Raw genomic sequence first — 14,516 nt, 5'->3', positions numbered from 1 at the left:
AGAGTGTGCTGATTCAGCATGCTGCGAAGTATTTGCTCTTTAACAATCCGGAACAAGCTGAAAATTTGAAACGACACGTTGTTTCATTTCTCCGTAATAAGAAATGAAAACGATGTGTTCGAGTCTCTCAAATGCTTGCAGTCTGCATGCGTTGCAAAACGTCTGTGGGTTGTGAGGTTAAGCGACTAAGCGTACACGGTGGATGCCCTGGCAGTCAGAGGCGATGAAGGACGTGCTAATCTGCGAAAAGCGTCGGTAAGGTGATATGAACCGCAACAGCCGACGATGTCCGAATGGGGAAACCCAGTGCACTTGTGCACTATCGTTAACTGAATACATAGGTTAACGAGGCGAACCGGGGGAACTGAAACATCTAAGTACCCCGAGGAAAAGAAATCAACCGAGATTCCCCCAGTAGCGGCGAGCGAACGGGGAACAGCCCAGGACCTGAATCAGTTTGTGTGTTAATGGAAGCGTCTGGAAAGTCGCGCGATACAGGGTGACAGCCCCGTACATGAAAATGCACAGATTGTGAGTCCGATGAGTAGGGCGGGACACGTGGTATCCTGTCTGAATATGGGGGGACCATCCTCCAAGGCTAAATACTCCTGACTGACCGATAGTGAACCAGTACCGTGAGGGAAAGGCGAAAAGAACCCCGGCGAGGGGAGTGAAACAGAACCTGAAACCGTGTACGTACAAGCAGTGGGAGCCTACTTGTTAGGTGACTGCGTACCTTTTGTATAATGGGTCAGCGACTTATATTCTGTAGCAAGGTTAACCGTATAGGGGAGCCGCAGGGAAACCGAGTCTTAATTGGGCGTTAAGTTGCAGGGTATAGACCCGAAACCCGGTGATCTAGCCATGGGCAGGTTGAAGGTTGGGTAACACTAACTGGAGGACCGAACCGACTAATGTTGAAAAATTAGCGGATGACTTGTGGCTGGGGGTGAAAGGCCAATCAAACCGGGAGATAGCTGGTTCTCCCCGAAAGCTATTTAGGTAGCGCCTCGTGAATTCATCTCCGGGGGTAGAGCACTGTTTCGGCTAGGGGGCCATCCCGGCTTACCAACCCGATGCAAACTGCGAATACCGGAGAATGTTATCACGGGAGACACACGGCGGGTGCTAACGTCCGTCGTGAAGAGGGAAACAACCCAGACCGCCAGCTAAGGTCCCAAAGTCATGGTTAAGTGGGAAACGATGTGGGAAGGCCCAGACAGCCAGGATGTTGGCTTAGAAGCAGCCATCATTTAAAGAAAGCGTAATAGCTCACTGGTCGAGTCGGCCTGCGCGGAAGATGTAACGGGGCTAAACCATGCACCGAAGCTGCGGCAGCGACACTATGTGTTGTTGGGTAGGGGAGCGTTCTGTAAGCCGCTGAAGGTGGACTGTGAGGTCTGCTGGAGGTATCAGAAGTGCGAATGCTGACATAAGTAACGATAAAGCGGGTGAAAAGCCCGCTCGCCGGAAGACCAAGGGTTCCTGTCCAACGTTAATCGGGGCAGGGTGAGTCGACCCCTAAGGCGAGGCTGAAAAGCGTAGTCGATGGGAAACAGGTTAATATTCCTGTACTTGGTGTTACTGCGAAGGGGGGACGGAGAAGGCTAGGTTATCCGGGCGACGGTTGTCCCGGTTTAAGCGTGTAGGCTTGCATTCCAGGCAAATCCGGAATGCTTCAAGGCTGAGGCGTGATGACGAGTCACTACGGTGATGAAGTAACTGATGCCCTGCTTCCAGGAAAAGCCTCTAAGCTCCAGGTAACACGAAATCGTACCCCAAACCGACACAGGTGGTCAGGTAGAGAATACCAAGGCGCTTGAGAGAACTCGGGTGAAGGAACTAGGCAAAATGGTGCCGTAACTTCGGGAGAAGGCACGCTGTCATCAGGTGAAGTCCCTCGCGGATGGAGCCGAAGGCAGTCGAAGATACCAGCTGGCTGCAACTGTTTATTAAAAACACAGCACTGTGCAAACACGAAAGTGGACGTATACGGTGTGACGCCTGCCCGGTGCCGGAAGGTTAATTGATGGGGTTATCCGTAAGGAGAAGCTCTTGATCGAAGCCCCGGTAAACGGCGGCCGTAACTATAACGGTCCTAAGGTAGCGAAATTCCTTGTCGGGTAAGTTCCGACCTGCACGAATGGCGTAATGATGGCCAGGCTGTCTCCACCCGAGACTCAGTGAAATTGAAATCGCTGTGAAGATGCAGTGTACCCGCGGCAAGACGGAAAGACCCCGTGAACCTTTACTATAGCTTGACACTGAACATTGAGCCTTGATGTGTAGGATAGGTGGGAGGCTTTGAAGCGTGGACGCCAGTCTGCGTGGAGCCAACCTTGAAATACCACCCTTTAATGTTTGATGTTCTAACGTAGGCCCGTAATCCGGGCTGCGGACAGTGTCTGGTGGGTAGTTTGACTGGGGCGGTCTCCTCCCAAAGTGTAACGGAGGAGCACGAAGGTTGGCTAATCCTGGTCGGACATCAGGAGGTTAGTGCAATGGCATAAGCCAGCTTGACTGCGAGAGTGACGGCTCGAGCAGGTGCGAAAGCAGGTCATAGTGATCCGGTGGTTCTGAATGGAAGGGCCATCGCTCAACGGATAAAAGGTACTCCGGGGATAACAGGCTGATACCGCCCAAGAGTTCATATCGACGGCGGTGTTTGGCACCTCGATGTCGGCTCATCACATCCTGGGGCTGAAGTAGGTCCCAAGGGTACGGCTGTTCGCCGTTTAAAGTGGTACGCGAGCTGGGTTTAGAACGTCGTGAGACAGTTCGGTCCCTATCTGCCGTGGGCGCTGGAGAATTGAGGGGGGTTGCTCCTAGTACGAGAGGACCGGAGTGAACGCACCACTGGTGTTCGGGTTGTCATGCCAATGGCATTGCCCGGTAGCTAAGTGCGGAAAAGATAAGTGCTGAAAGCATCTAAGCACGAAACTTGCCCCGAGATGAGTTCTCCCTGACTCCTTGAGAGTCCTGAAGGGACGTTGAAGACGACGACGTTGATAGGCCGGATGTGTAAGTGCAGCGATGCATTGAGCTAACCGGTACTAATGACCCGTGAGGCTTAACCTTACAACGCCAGAGGCGTTTTGAGTTGAGAGACGCAAGAATTTTCAGCCTTGTTCGAACGGATTGATTCGTATGGCCTGCGAGGGCGGTACGGATAAACAGAATTTGCCTGGCGGCTGTAGCGCGGTGGTCCCACCTGACCCCATGCCGAACTCAGAAGTGAAACGCCGTAGCGCCGATGGTAGTGTGGGGTCTCCCCATGCGAGAGTAGGGAACTGCCAGGCATCAATTTAAGTGTGCTGATATGGCTCAGTTGGTAGAGCGCACCCTTGGTAAGGGTGAGGTCCCCAGTTCGACTCTGGGTATCAGCACCAGTTATGGCATGAGTTCGGATTCAAAAGAATTTGCCTGGCGGCTGTAGCGCGGTGGTCCCACCTGACCCCATGCCGAACTCAGAAGTGAAACGCCGTAGCGCCGATGGTAGTGTGGGGTCTCCCCATGCGAGAGTAGGGAACTGCCAGGCATCAATCAAGTGAAGAAGCCCTGAACGAAAGTTCAGGGCTTTTTTACGTCTGCAAATCCCGTAGCGGCGCGATTTATCGCGCGCTTTTCAGGCCACTGCACGTAAAAACCCGCGCGATAAATCGCGCCGCAACACCATCAGACAATAAAAAACCCCCTGCCGAAGCAGAGGGTTGGTAAAAAGCATCGCCAGATACTTCTCTTAATGAATAACCTGCGACAGGAATGCACGGGTACGTTCAGACTTAGGATTAGCAAAGAACTCTTGCGGTGGTGCCACCTCGACAATCTCACCACGGTCCATAAAGATCACCCGGTCAGCCACGGTGCGTGCAAAGCCCATCTCATGCGTCACGCACAGCATAGTCATGCCATCTTCTGCCAGACCAATCATGGTATCGAGTACTTCTTTCACCATTTCCGGATCAAGCGCAGAGGTAGGTTCATCAAACAGCATAATTTTGGGTTTCATGCAGAGTGAACGGGCAATGGCTACACGTTGCTGCTGACCACCGGACAGTTGCCCCGGAAATTTATGTGCATGTTCAGCAATACGTACGCGTTGCAGGTAATGCATCGCCAATTCTTCTGCCTCTTTCTTCGGCATTTTACGCACCCAAATCGGAGCCAGGGTGCAGTTCTGCAACACGGTCAGATGTGGGAAAAGGTTAAAGTGCTGGAATACCATGCCGACTTCGGTTCTTACACGCTCAATATTGCGCACATCGTCATTCAGATGGATGCCATCGACGACAATACGGCCCTGCTGATGTTCTTCCAGATGGTTGATACAGCGAATGGTAGTCGATTTTCCTGAACCTGACGGACCGCAGAGGACGATACGCTCACGCGGCTTCACCTCTAGGTTAATGTCTTTCAGCACATGGAATTGGCCGTACCATTTATTCACGTTTTCGAGCGTAATCATCATTGCGTCAGCAGAATTAGTCATAGATTGTGTCATGTAAAACCTCAGTGCGATTTACGCCCGGTGTGAAAGCGCTTCTCCAGATACTGGCTATAGCGCGACATGCTAAAACAGAAAATCCAGTAGACGAGGGCAGCAAAAACATAGCCTTCGGTCGACATCCCAAGCCATGTGGGGTCGACGGTTGCTTGCTGCACGCTACTGAAAAGATCAAACAGGCCGATGATGATCACCAGGCTGGTATCTTTAAATAACGCGATAATGGTGTTTACCAGGCCTGGAATGGTCAGTTTGAGCGCCTGCGGCAGAATCACCAGAATCTGTGTTTTCCAGTAACCCAACGCCAGTGATTCGGCGGCCTCATACTGTCCCTTGGGTAACGCTTGTAAGCCACCGCGTACCACTTCCGCTACATAGGCAGACTGGAACAAAATCACCCCGACTAATGCACGCACCAATTTGTCGATGGTGGTGCCTTCTGCCATAAACAGCGGCAGCATCACTGAGGACATAAACAGCACGGTAATCAGCGGCACGCCACGCCAAAACTCGATAAAAATCACCGAGAGAGTGCGTACAACTGGCATCTTCGAACGACGCCCCAGCGCCAGCAAAATACCCAAAGGCAGGGCACCGGCGATCCCGACCGACGCGATAATTAACGTCAGCGTCAAGCCACCCCACTGACGAGTTTCAACGCGGTCGAGGCCAAAATAGCCGCCATACATCAGAAACCAGACGATGATCGGATAGGCCACCGCCCAGCAGGCGATATAGCGGCCACGCTGTGGCATCGATTTGATGAACATCGGGATGATTGAAAGCAGGCCAATCACCAGCGCCAGGTTTATACGCCAGCGCAGCTCATGCGGGTACAACCCATACATAAACTGACCAAAGCGCGCATGGATAAACACCCAGCAGGCACCTTCTTTGGTACAGTCGGCACGGGTTGATCCAATCCAGTTGGCCTGGAAGACCAGCCAGTTCAGCGCGGGCGGAATCACGCTCCAGATAATCCAGAAGCAAAGCAGCGTCAGCAGCGTGTTAAACCAGCTGGAGAACAGGTTTTTACGTGCCCAAACCCAGGCTTTGCTGACGGGATTGGTTGGTACTGGCGGTGTTTCGTGTGTGGTAACAGACATAATAATCCCGTTCTCTTAACGCTCAACCAGCGCGATTTTGCGGTTGTAGAGGTTCATCAGCAGTGAAATGACCAGGCTGATGATCAGGTAGACCGCCATGGTGATCGCAATCGTCTCAATCGCTTGTCCCGTCTGATTCAGTACCGTACCGGCAAACAGCGACACCATATCCGGATAGCCGATAGCGGCCGCCAGTGAGGAGTTTTTCACGATGTTGAGATACTGGCTGGTCAGCGGTGGAATGATCACGCGCATGGCCTGGGGAATAATCACCTGGCGCATGGTGACGGGATTTGGCAAACCAAGCGAGCGGGCAGCTTCATTCTGTCCATGGGGTACCGATTGAATACCTGAACGAATCACTTCTGCGATAAACGAAGAGGTATAAATCGACAGCGCCAGCGTGAGCGAAGCCAGCTCAGGGATCATCACGAAGCCACCACGGAAGTTAAACCCGCGCAGTTCCGGCACATCCCAGTGCGTTGCCGCACCGAACATCGCATGAGCGATCAAGGGAAACAGAATGATCATCGCGCTGGCAATCGGCCAGGTACGGCGCAGTTGACCGGTTTTAAGCTGATGTTTGCGGTTAAAGCGGAACAGTCCCACGCTGACTGCAATCGCCAGCATCAACGCGATAACAAATGGCCAGGTGCCGGGCGCATAGGTCGGCCAGGGGATATAAAGCCCACGATTGCTGACAAATGCCAGATCGAAGGCGTTCAATGCCTGGCGTGGGCCGGGTAGATTACGCAGCACCGCAAAGTACCAGAAGAAGATTTGCAGCAGCGGCGGAATATTACGGAACGTCTCGATATAGATCGTAGAGAGCCTGCGCAGCAGCCAGTTATCTGACAAACGCGCGAGACCGATAAAAAATCCGAGAATAGAAGCGAAGATAATACAGAGTGCGGAAACCAGCAGGGTGTTGGTTAACCCCACCATAAACACGCGCGCGTAAGTATCTCCCTCGGTGTAATCAATCAGATGCTGGACGATACCGAAACCGGCACTACGTTCCAGAAAGCCGAAACCCGATGTGATGCCACGATTGGCCAGGTTGATCACTGTATTGTGGATGAGATATCCCACTACAGCGAGCACGGCCACAATCGCGACGATCTGGTAAAGCCAGGCGCGAACCGTAGGATTACCGAACGAAAAATCCCTTTTTACGGTTGGGCGTTGTGACATGTTGAAACCTCAGTGAAGAAAACGCATTGGGCACCGCAGGGTGCGGTGCCCGACTGGAAGGCAGAATTAACGTACCGGCGGAGCGTACTGGATACCGCCCTGATTCCAGAGCGCATTTTGACCACGCGCGATTTTCAGAGCACTGTCTTTACCGACGTTGCGGTCAAAGCTTTCCTGGTAGTTACCCACCTGTTTGATGATGTTGAATGCCCACTTGTTGTCGAGCTTCAGGTCTTTGCCGAAGTCGCCTTCAGCGCCCAGCAGGTGAGCCATGTCCGGGTTAGACGGTTTGGCTGCCAGCTGATCAACGTTTTTAGAGTTGATACCCATCTCTTCCGCATTCAGCATGGCGTACAGTGACCATTTAACGATGGTGAACCAGTCATCATCACCACGACGTACTACCGGGCCCAGCGGCTCTTTGGAAATCACTTCCGGCAGAACGATAAATTCGTCTGGTTTGCCCAGCTTGATACGCAGCGCATACAGCTGAGACTGGTCAGAAGCCAGGGTGTCACAACGACCGCTGTCGAGTGCTTTCGCTGACTCATCAGAACGGTCGAAAGTCACAGGGGTGTACTGCATGTTGTTGGCTTTGAAGTAATCCGCCACGTTCAGCTCGGTATCAGTACCGGCCTGGATACATACGGTGGCGCCATCCAGCTCTTTAGCGCTTTTGAGACCGGCTTTTTTATGGGTCAGGAAGCCGATACCGTCGTAGTAGTTCACGCCTGCGAACAGGAAGCCCATGCCGCCATCGCGTGATGAAGTCCAGGTGGTGTTACGGGACAGAATGTCCACTTCACCTGATTGCAGTGCGGTGAAACGCTCTTTTGCTGTCAGCGGGGTGTATTTCACCTTGCTGGCATCACCAAATACGGCAGCCGCAGCGGCGCGGCAGACGTCAACGTCGATACCGGTGAATTTGCCGCTGGCATCGGCATAAGAGAAGCCAGGCAGGCCATCACTGATACCGCACTGAACAAACCCTTTCTTCTTAATTGCATCCAACGTGGTGCCTGCATGCGCTTGCTGAGCAACAGCGAACAGAGAAGCTGCAGCGACCAGGGTGGAGAGCATCATCTTTTTCATAAAGCATCCTGTGTGGCGAAATCGTGTTGTTATGTGGTTGTGTTGCACACTTTTAAGTGCGCTTTTCCTGTCTGTGGCGGTCAGCCATTCCAGACTCTGCAAAGCTGATGCCAGGTTTGCAGAATCCTGAATTCATTAGAAAGATCTCTTCATAACCTGAAGCATTCAGAAAGTTCCGACTACTATCGCGCACCAAAAGGAAGCAAAGCGAGTCGCCTCGATCACAAACAGTGCAAAAAGTTTCACTATATGGAAGCAGTGTGAGCGGGAACGCAGGACAAAATGTATGAATTTGCACGTTTGCGGCTGGAGCGGTTCAGGATCACAGAGAAACAGGGCTGGCGGGCAGAGATGCAGAGAAAAGTCGAGGAGAACTGAGCCAAAATGGGACATTGAGCGAAGGGGTTTCGCCGTGGAATATCACTGGAGCAATTGCAACTAATGTTACCATTATGGTGACAATTGTTTCATGCGTTGTTAATGGCGGGAAACAGAAACAAAAACGCCAGCCCGAGGGCTGGCGTTATCGCAGCAACAAACTGAAATCAGTTCATGCCGTATTTTTTCAGCTTCTTACGCAGAGTACCACGGTTGATACCCATCATCAGAGCTGCACGGGTCTGGTTGCCACGGGTGTACTGCATCACCATGTCCAACAGAGGCTGCTCGACTTCAGCCAGTACCAGTTCATACAGGTCACTAACATCCTGACCGTTCAGTTGAGCAAAATAGTTCTTCAGTGCCTGTTTAACCGAATCACGCAGAGGCTTTTGCGTCACCTGATCCTGTGAGTTAACGGTAGAAACGGTCAGTACGTCAGAATTTACGCGTTGTTCGAACATAGTTCTTTCAGCTCTTTATTTCGTTTACGCAAGATTTTCGAAGTATGCCTCCAACGCCTCCAGCTGTTCGCTGGCATCCTCAATGGCGTTGAATGTGCGCCGAAACTGGTCATCAGGGGCATTTTCCTGCAAATACCAGGAAACATGTTTTCGGGCAATACGGTATCCCTTGCGCTGACCGTAAAAGTCGTGCAGCTCCCGTATGTGTCCAATCAGCATATGCTTCACTTCAGCCAGCGGCTTCGGTGCCAGCAGCTCCCCTGTGTCCAGATAATGCTGGATTTCCCGGAAGATCCACGGTCTTCCCTGAGCAGCGCGACCGATCATCAGAGCATCGGCTCCTGTATAATCGAGCACTGCTCTGGCTTTATGCGGGTCAGTAATGTCTCCATTCGCGATAACCGGAATGGAAACGCTCTGCTTAACTGTCCGAATGCTGTCGTATTCAGCTTGCCCTTCAAACAAACAGGCGCGAGTGCGTCCATGAATGGTGAGGGCCTGAATGCCACAGCGTTCAGCCAATTGGGCAATCTCTACACAATTACGATTTTCTTTGTCCCAGCCAGTGCGAATCTTCAGCGTAACGGGTACATCAACTGCATTTACTACCGCGGTGAGAATAGACTCAACCAGTTGCGGATGTTGCAGCAGCGCAGAACCCGCCATCTTACGATTCACTTTCTTCGCCGGGCAGCCCATGTTGATGTCAATGACCTGCGCGCCTGACGCCACATTAATGCGCGCGGCAGCCGCCATTTCATCGGGATCACAACCGGCTATTTGCACGGCACGAATACCGGGCTCGTCACTATGCACCATACGCAAACGGGACTTGTCACTGGCCCATACTTCCGGGTTTGATGACAACATCTCGGAGACTGTCATGCCAGCGCCGTTCTCGTAACACAAGGTGCGGAATGGCTTGTCGGTAACCCCGGCCATAGGCGCAGCGATGAGTCGATTACGAAGCTGATAATGTCCAATGCGCATGAAAAAGAAGTGACCCTAACTGTTCGCAAGGCGGCGTATATTACGCATTTTTTCACGAAGATGAAAGGCCAAACTTTGAACAATTAGCAGGTAAAAATCAAGGAAATCGGACCGATCAGTAACAACTATAAGAAATACCTATATTATTCAGGTAATTAAAAAAATACGCTGAAATTGTGAACAAAAGTTTTTCTGAAAACTTGAGCCAAATCACAACATAAAAAACGCCACATCACCGGATTCGCAAGAGATGTGGCGGGGAGTCAAGAGTGAATGGTGCTAATTATGCGGTATTAGCGACGTACACCGGTGATGCGACACCACTCTTCTTTTTCGGCCACCGGGTCGAGAACAAAACGCTCGGTATAGGCTTCACACACGCTTTCCGCCTGGCTGGCCAGCACGCCTGATAAGCCGAGATGTCCACCGGCTTTTGGCAATACGCTAATCAACGGTGCCAGCTCACGCAGCGGGCCGGCAAGGATATTGGCGACCACCACGTCGGCCTGCAAGTTCTCTGGCTGCTGGTGAGGTAAGTACAGGGACAGGCGGTCGGCGACGCCATTGCGTTCAGCATTATCACGGCTGGCCTGAATCGCCTGCGGATCGATATCAATACCGATCGCCTGGGCTGCACCCAGTTTCAGGGCCGCGATAGCCAGAATGCCGGAGCCACAGCCGAAATCGATCACGGTTTTGCCCTGCAAGTCGAGACCATCCAGCCAGCTCAGGCACAATGAGGTGGTTGGGTGTGTCCCGGTGCCAAATGCCAGGCCGGGATCCAGCATCACGTTGACGGCGTTTGGATCCGGCACTTCACGCCAGCTCGGACAAATCCATAAACGTTCACCGAAGCGCATGGGGTGGAAGTTATCCATCCATTCGCGTTCCCAGTCTTTGTCTTCGATCTGTTCGATTTTATGGCGGAAACCCTGGCCGAGCAGCGGATGCTGGCTTAACTCTGCAACCACGTCGCTCATGTCAGTTTCGGCATCAAACAGGCCAATCACATCGGTATCGCCCCATAAAAGCGTTTCGCCCGGCAGCGGTTCGTAAACCGGGTTATCGTGGGTATCCTGAAAAGTGACGGATACTGCGCCGCTCTCCATCAGTGCATCACTCAGAGTCTCGGCGTGCTCACCAGAGCTGTTAATTTTAATTTGAATCCACGGCATAGCGTTTCTCTTTATTCCAGGGCCGCGTCAGGTTGGTCAGACGCGGTGCCAAACAGATTACCGACCAGAAAGGCCAGCAGGCTAAGGATTAGTGAAGGAACGATAGGGTGGAAGCCCCACAGCTCCAGTTTCAGGCTGGCGAGCAGCGTGTAGCATGCGGCGCCAACCACCATGCCGCTAATCGCACCGGCAGCGTTAGCGCGTTGCCAATACAGACCGAGCACCAGCGGCCACAGGAACACCGCTTCCAGGCCGCCGAAGGCCAGCAGGTTCAGCCAGATGATCATATCCGGCGGGTTCCATGCTGCCAGCAGCAGCAGGATGCCCAGCACAAAGGTAATGGTGCCGGAGAGCAGACGCAGACGCGCCTCATTCTCGCTGTGCTGCGGCGCAATGCGCAGATACAGATCCTTGATCAGGGTAGCGGAGGATTGCAGCAGCTGCGCGTTAATGGTCGACATGATCGCCGCCATTGGCGCAGCAAGAAAGATCCCAGCGGCCATAGGCGGTAAAACGGTGATCATCAGTGTTGGGATCACACGATCGGGAACGGTAAGATCCGGGATGATCGCCCGACCCAGCGCGCCAGCCAGATGCATGCCCAGCATCAGGATCACCACGACAATGGTGCCGAGGATAATACCGCGATGCATCGCTTTGCTGTCTTTATACGAGATACAGCGCACGGCGGTATGCGGCAGACCAATCACACCAAAGCACACCAGCACGGCAAACGAACTCAGGAAGGTGGGGGTGATGACATTACCCACCCCTTCTGGTGATACCAACTGTGGATCGATGGTGCGCAGTTTCGTGACGGCCGTCTCCAGCCCACCGGCCTGATGAATAACGGCAAACAGCAACAGGAAGGTGCCAATCAGCATCACCAGCCCCTGCATCGCGTCATTCAATACGCTGGCTCGGAAGCCCCCGACGGCGGTGTAGAGTGCGATGGTGCCACCAAAAATCAGCAGTCCGGTGTCGTAAGGAATGCCCGCAGCGGTTTCCAGCAGGCGTGCGCCACCAATAAACTGCACCGTCATCGCACCGATAAACGCCGTCAGCAGGCTCAGGCTGGCCAGCCAAATCAGCAGCGGGCTGCGGTAGCGCCCATATAACATGTCATTGAGCGTCACGGCATTGTAGCGGCGCGCCAGAATGGCAAATTTCTTTCCCAGTACGCCGAGCGACAGCCACACGGCAGGCACCTGAATCATTGCCAGCAGCACCCAGCCCAACCCATATTTGTAGGCTGCACCCGGCCCGCCAATAAAGGAACTGGCGCTGATGTAGGTAGCGGTGATGGTCATTGCCAGCACAAAGCCGCCCATCGAACGGTTGCCGAGGAAATATTCGGTGAGGAAGTTACCCTCGCGCTGCTTGCGCATGGCAAAAACCGACAATCCGGCGATCAACACCAGATAGGCCAGCAGGGGAAGAATGATTTCACTTTCCATCGTTGTCCTCCAGTGACATATCGCGGAAAACCACCCGCACCATCAGCCAGCACAACGCAATAAACAGCACAGGGGCAAACAGGCAGGAGAGTTCAAACCAGCGTGGCAACCCGGTGATACCGGTGGCATCGCCACCCAGCCAGGCGGAAAGCCCCCACACGGCGAGATACGCCAGCGCCAGATACAACGCCCAGCGCGCCTCTTTATTCGCTTGCACAAAACGCCAATCCATCATGCAACCTCAAAGGCAACAAAAATGAAAAAGGCCGGTTTAACCGGCCTCAAAGGATCTCTGCGCTGCAAGAATTACTCTTGCAGGCCGAGTTTTTTCTCCAGATAGTGGATATTGGTTCCACCCTGCTGGAAGTTTTCGTCGGACATGATTTTCATCTGCAGTTCGACGTTGGTCTTGATACCGTCGATGATCAGCTCCGCCAGCGCATTCTTCATGCGCGCAATCGCCACGTCACGGTTTTCACCGTAGGTGATCAGCTTGCCGATCATGGAGTCGTAGTACGGCGGCACGCTGTAACCGGCATAGATATGCGATTCCCAGCGCACACCGAAACCACCCGGCGCGTGGAAGCGCGTGATCTTGCCCGGACTCGGCAGGAAGGTGTTCGGGTCTTCGGCGTTGATACGGCATTCCACCGCATGACCGCGGATCACCACATCTTCCTGACGGATGGACAGCGGCTGACCGGCAGCAATGCGCAGCTGTTCTTTGATCAGATCAACACCGGTGATCATCTCAGTGACCGGGTGTTCTACCTGAATACGGGTGTTCATCTCGATAAAGTAGAACTCGCCGTTTTCGAACAGGAACTCAAAGGTACCCGCGCCACGGTAGCCGATATCGACACAGGCTTTGGCACAGCGGTCGCCGATAAAGCTACGCAGTTCCGGGGTGATACCCGGTGCCGGCGCTTCTTCCACCACTTTCTGGTGACGACGCTGCATCGAGCAGTCGCGCTCCGCCAGATAGATGGCGTTGCCCTGACCGTCGGCCATCACCTGGATTTCGATATGACGCGGATTCTCGAGATATTTCTCCATGTACACCATGTCGTTGTTGAAAGCCGCTTTGGCTTCCGCTTTCGTCATGTTGATGGACTGCTCAAGATCCTTGTCGCTGCGCACCACGCGCATACCACGACCACCGCCGCCACCGGAGGCTTTGATGATCACCGGGTAGCCGATGCGTTTGGCGAAGGCACGGTTTTTCTCCATGTCTTCCGTCAGTGGACCGTCAGAACCCGGTACGGTCGGTACACCCGCTTTTTTCATCGCGGTGATCGCCGATACCTTGTCACCCATCAGGCGGATGGTGTCGGCTTTCGGACCGATAAAGATAAAGCCGGAGCGTTCGACCTGCTCGGCAAAATCGGCGTTCTCAGACAGGAAGCCATATCCCGGATGGATCGCGACCGCGCCGGTGATTTCGGCGGCGGAGATCAGGGCCGGAATATTGAGGTAACTTTTGACCGACTGCGCCGGACCGATGCAGACGGTTTCGTCAGCCAGCAGTACGTGCTTCAGGTCGCGGTCTGCCGTGGAGTGAACCGCCACAGTCTTGATGCCCAGCTCTTTACAGGCACGCAGAATGCGCAGCGCGATCTCACCGCGGTTAGCAATGACAATTTTATCCAGCATGGTTCGCCTCGTTATTCGATGACAACCAGCGGCTCGTCAAATTCAACCGGCTGGCCACTTTCCACCAGAATCGCTTTCACCACGCCGGATTTATCGGCTTCGATCTGGTTCATCATTTTCATCGCTTCAACGATGCACAGGGTGTCGCCGACGTTAACTTTCTGGCCGACTTCGATAAAGGCTTTCGCATCCGGGCTCGGGGTACGATAGAAGGTGCCGACCATCGGTGAACGCACGATGTGACCAGTGATTTCTGGTTTGGCAGCTTCAGCGGCTACTGGGGCAGCAGCTGGGGCAACAGCAGCGGCCAGAGGAGCCATCTGCGGTGCAGGTGCAGCATAAGCCTGCTGCATAACAGGATAACCGACATTGGCAGGTGAACGGCTGATGCGAACGGACTCTTCGCCCTCAGAGATTTCCAGCTCAGCGATGCCGGACTCTTCAACCAGTTCGATCAGTTTCTTAATTTTACGAATATCCATGAGTGTGGTTCCGTACTCTGT

Annotated in this window: 11 protein-coding genes, 1 tRNA gene and 3 rRNA genes; 4 read left to right on the top strand and 11 right to left on the bottom strand. The window is 53.5% G+C overall.

Annotation, left to right across the window (positions count from 1 at the left end):
• Window positions 1–175: 175 nt before the first annotated feature.
• The 4 genes from AC6I8R_RS18570 (at window position 176) to rrf (AC6I8R_RS18555) (ending at window position 3,538) form a co-directional block, all read left to right on the top strand.
• Window positions 176–3,078: ribosomal RNA gene (locus AC6I8R_RS18570) — 23S ribosomal RNA — on the top strand.
• A 105-nt stretch (window positions 3,079–3,183) separates the two neighbouring features.
• Window positions 3,184–3,299 (top strand): 5S ribosomal RNA (gene rrf, locus AC6I8R_RS18565).
• A 14-nt stretch (window positions 3,300–3,313) separates the two neighbouring features.
• Window positions 3,314–3,389: transfer RNA gene (locus tag AC6I8R_RS18560), tRNA-Thr, on the top strand.
• A 33-nt stretch (window positions 3,390–3,422) separates the two neighbouring features.
• Window positions 3,423–3,538 (top strand): 5S ribosomal RNA (rrf, locus tag AC6I8R_RS18555).
• 201 nt (window positions 3,539–3,739) lie between these two features.
• Here the strand turns inward: rrf (AC6I8R_RS18555) and AC6I8R_RS18550 are convergent.
• The 11 genes from AC6I8R_RS18550 to accB form a co-directional block, all read right to left on the bottom strand.
• Complete coding sequence (locus AC6I8R_RS18550; protein WP_415173393.1) at window positions 3,740–4,501, bottom strand: amino acid ABC transporter ATP-binding protein; 762 nt, start codon at window positions 4,499–4,501, stop codon at window positions 3,740–3,742.
• 8 nt (window positions 4,502–4,509) lie between these two features.
• Window positions 4,510–5,610 (bottom strand): amino acid ABC transporter permease, encoded by a 1,101-nt coding sequence (locus AC6I8R_RS18545; protein WP_021183609.1) that lies wholly within the window; start codon window positions 5,608–5,610, stop codon window positions 4,510–4,512.
• Between the two features lie 15 nt (window positions 5,611–5,625).
• Window positions 5,626–6,804: an amino acid ABC transporter permease gene (locus AC6I8R_RS18540; RefSeq protein WP_021183608.1), complete on the bottom strand. Its 1,179-nt coding sequence runs from the start codon at window positions 6,802–6,804 to the stop codon at window positions 5,626–5,628.
• 66 nt (window positions 6,805–6,870) lie between these two features.
• A complete protein-coding gene (locus AC6I8R_RS18535; protein ID WP_013510735.1) occupies window positions 6,871–7,896 on the bottom strand; it encodes an amino acid ABC transporter substrate-binding protein in 1,026 nt (341 codons plus the stop codon).
• Window positions 7,897–8,441: 545 nt separating this feature from the next.
• The gene (gene fis / locus AC6I8R_RS18530) at window positions 8,442–8,738 is read right to left on the bottom strand and encodes a DNA-binding transcriptional regulator Fis (protein ID WP_003855228.1); all 297 of its coding nucleotides are present in this window, start codon (window positions 8,736–8,738) and stop codon (window positions 8,442–8,444) included.
• A gap of 24 nt (window positions 8,739–8,762) precedes the next feature.
• Window positions 8,763–9,728, bottom strand: coding sequence for a tRNA dihydrouridine synthase DusB (gene dusB, locus AC6I8R_RS18525; protein WP_036625605.1), 966 nt, complete (start codon window positions 9,726–9,728; stop codon window positions 8,763–8,765).
• Window positions 9,729–10,021: 293 nt separating this feature from the next.
• Entirely contained in the window at window positions 10,022–10,903 is an 882-nt protein-coding gene (gene prmA / locus AC6I8R_RS18520; protein WP_415173394.1) for a 50S ribosomal protein L11 methyltransferase, read from the bottom strand.
• Between the two features lie 11 nt (window positions 10,904–10,914).
• Window positions 10,915–12,360: a sodium/pantothenate symporter gene (gene panF, locus AC6I8R_RS18515; protein ID WP_021183605.1), complete on the bottom strand. Its 1,446-nt coding sequence runs from the start codon at window positions 12,358–12,360 to the stop codon at window positions 10,915–10,917.
• On the bottom strand, window positions 12,350–12,592 hold the full coding sequence (locus AC6I8R_RS18510) for a YhdT family protein (protein WP_021183604.1): 243 nt from the start codon (window positions 12,590–12,592) through the stop codon (window positions 12,350–12,352). The genes panF and AC6I8R_RS18510 overlap by 11 nt, the downstream gene beginning before the upstream one ends.
• A gap of 74 nt (window positions 12,593–12,666) precedes the next feature.
• Complete coding sequence (gene accC, locus AC6I8R_RS18505) at window positions 12,667–14,013, bottom strand: acetyl-CoA carboxylase biotin carboxylase subunit (RefSeq protein WP_021183603.1); 1,347 nt, start codon at window positions 14,011–14,013, stop codon at window positions 12,667–12,669.
• Between the two features lie 11 nt (window positions 14,014–14,024).
• A complete protein-coding gene (accB, locus tag AC6I8R_RS18500; protein ID WP_021183602.1) occupies window positions 14,025–14,495 on the bottom strand; it encodes an acetyl-CoA carboxylase biotin carboxyl carrier protein in 471 nt (156 codons plus the stop codon).
• Window positions 14,496–14,516: the final 21 nt, after the last annotated feature.

The sequence above is a fragment of the Pantoea sp. X-Soil-OKNW-713 genome (assembly GCF_059730685.1).
The sequence above is the reverse complement of the archived record's forward strand: the minus strand, read 5'-3'. Positions and strand labels throughout refer to the sequence as shown.

What these genes read in the sequence shown, in the direction of transcription:
- accB (WP_021183602.1), bottom strand. Translation starts at nt 14,495, where the DNA reads ATGGATATTCGTAAAATTAAGAAACTGATCGAACTGGTTGAAGAGTCC.
- prmA (WP_415173394.1), bottom strand. Translation starts at nt 10,903, where the DNA reads ATGCCGTGGATTCAAATTAAAATTAACAGCTCTGGTGAGCACGCCGAG.
- accC (WP_021183603.1), bottom strand. Translation starts at nt 14,013, where the DNA reads ATGCTGGATAAAATTGTCATTGCTAACCGCGGTGAGATCGCGCTGCGC.
- AC6I8R_RS18535 (WP_013510735.1), bottom strand. Translation starts at nt 7,896, where the DNA reads ATGAAAAAGATGATGCTCTCCACCCTGGTCGCTGCAGCTTCTCTGTTC.
- AC6I8R_RS18540 (WP_021183608.1), bottom strand. Translation starts at nt 6,804, where the DNA reads ATGTCACAACGCCCAACCGTAAAAAGGGATTTTTCGTTCGGTAATCCT.
- AC6I8R_RS18545 (WP_021183609.1), bottom strand. Translation starts at nt 5,610, where the DNA reads ATGTCTGTTACCACACACGAAACACCGCCAGTACCAACCAATCCCGTC.
- fis (WP_003855228.1), bottom strand. Translation starts at nt 8,738, where the DNA reads ATGTTCGAACAACGCGTAAATTCTGACGTACTGACCGTTTCTACCGTT.
- AC6I8R_RS18550 (WP_415173393.1), bottom strand. Translation starts at nt 4,501, where the DNA reads ATGACACAATCTATGACTAATTCTGCTGACGCAATGATGATTACGCTC.
- dusB (WP_036625605.1), bottom strand. Translation starts at nt 9,728, where the DNA reads ATGCGCATTGGACATTATCAGCTTCGTAATCGACTCATCGCTGCGCCT.
- AC6I8R_RS18510 (WP_021183604.1), bottom strand. Translation starts at nt 12,592, where the DNA reads ATGGATTGGCGTTTTGTGCAAGCGAATAAAGAGGCGCGCTGGGCGTTG.
- panF (WP_021183605.1), bottom strand. Translation starts at nt 12,360, where the DNA reads ATGGAAAGTGAAATCATTCTTCCCCTGCTGGCCTATCTGGTGTTGATC.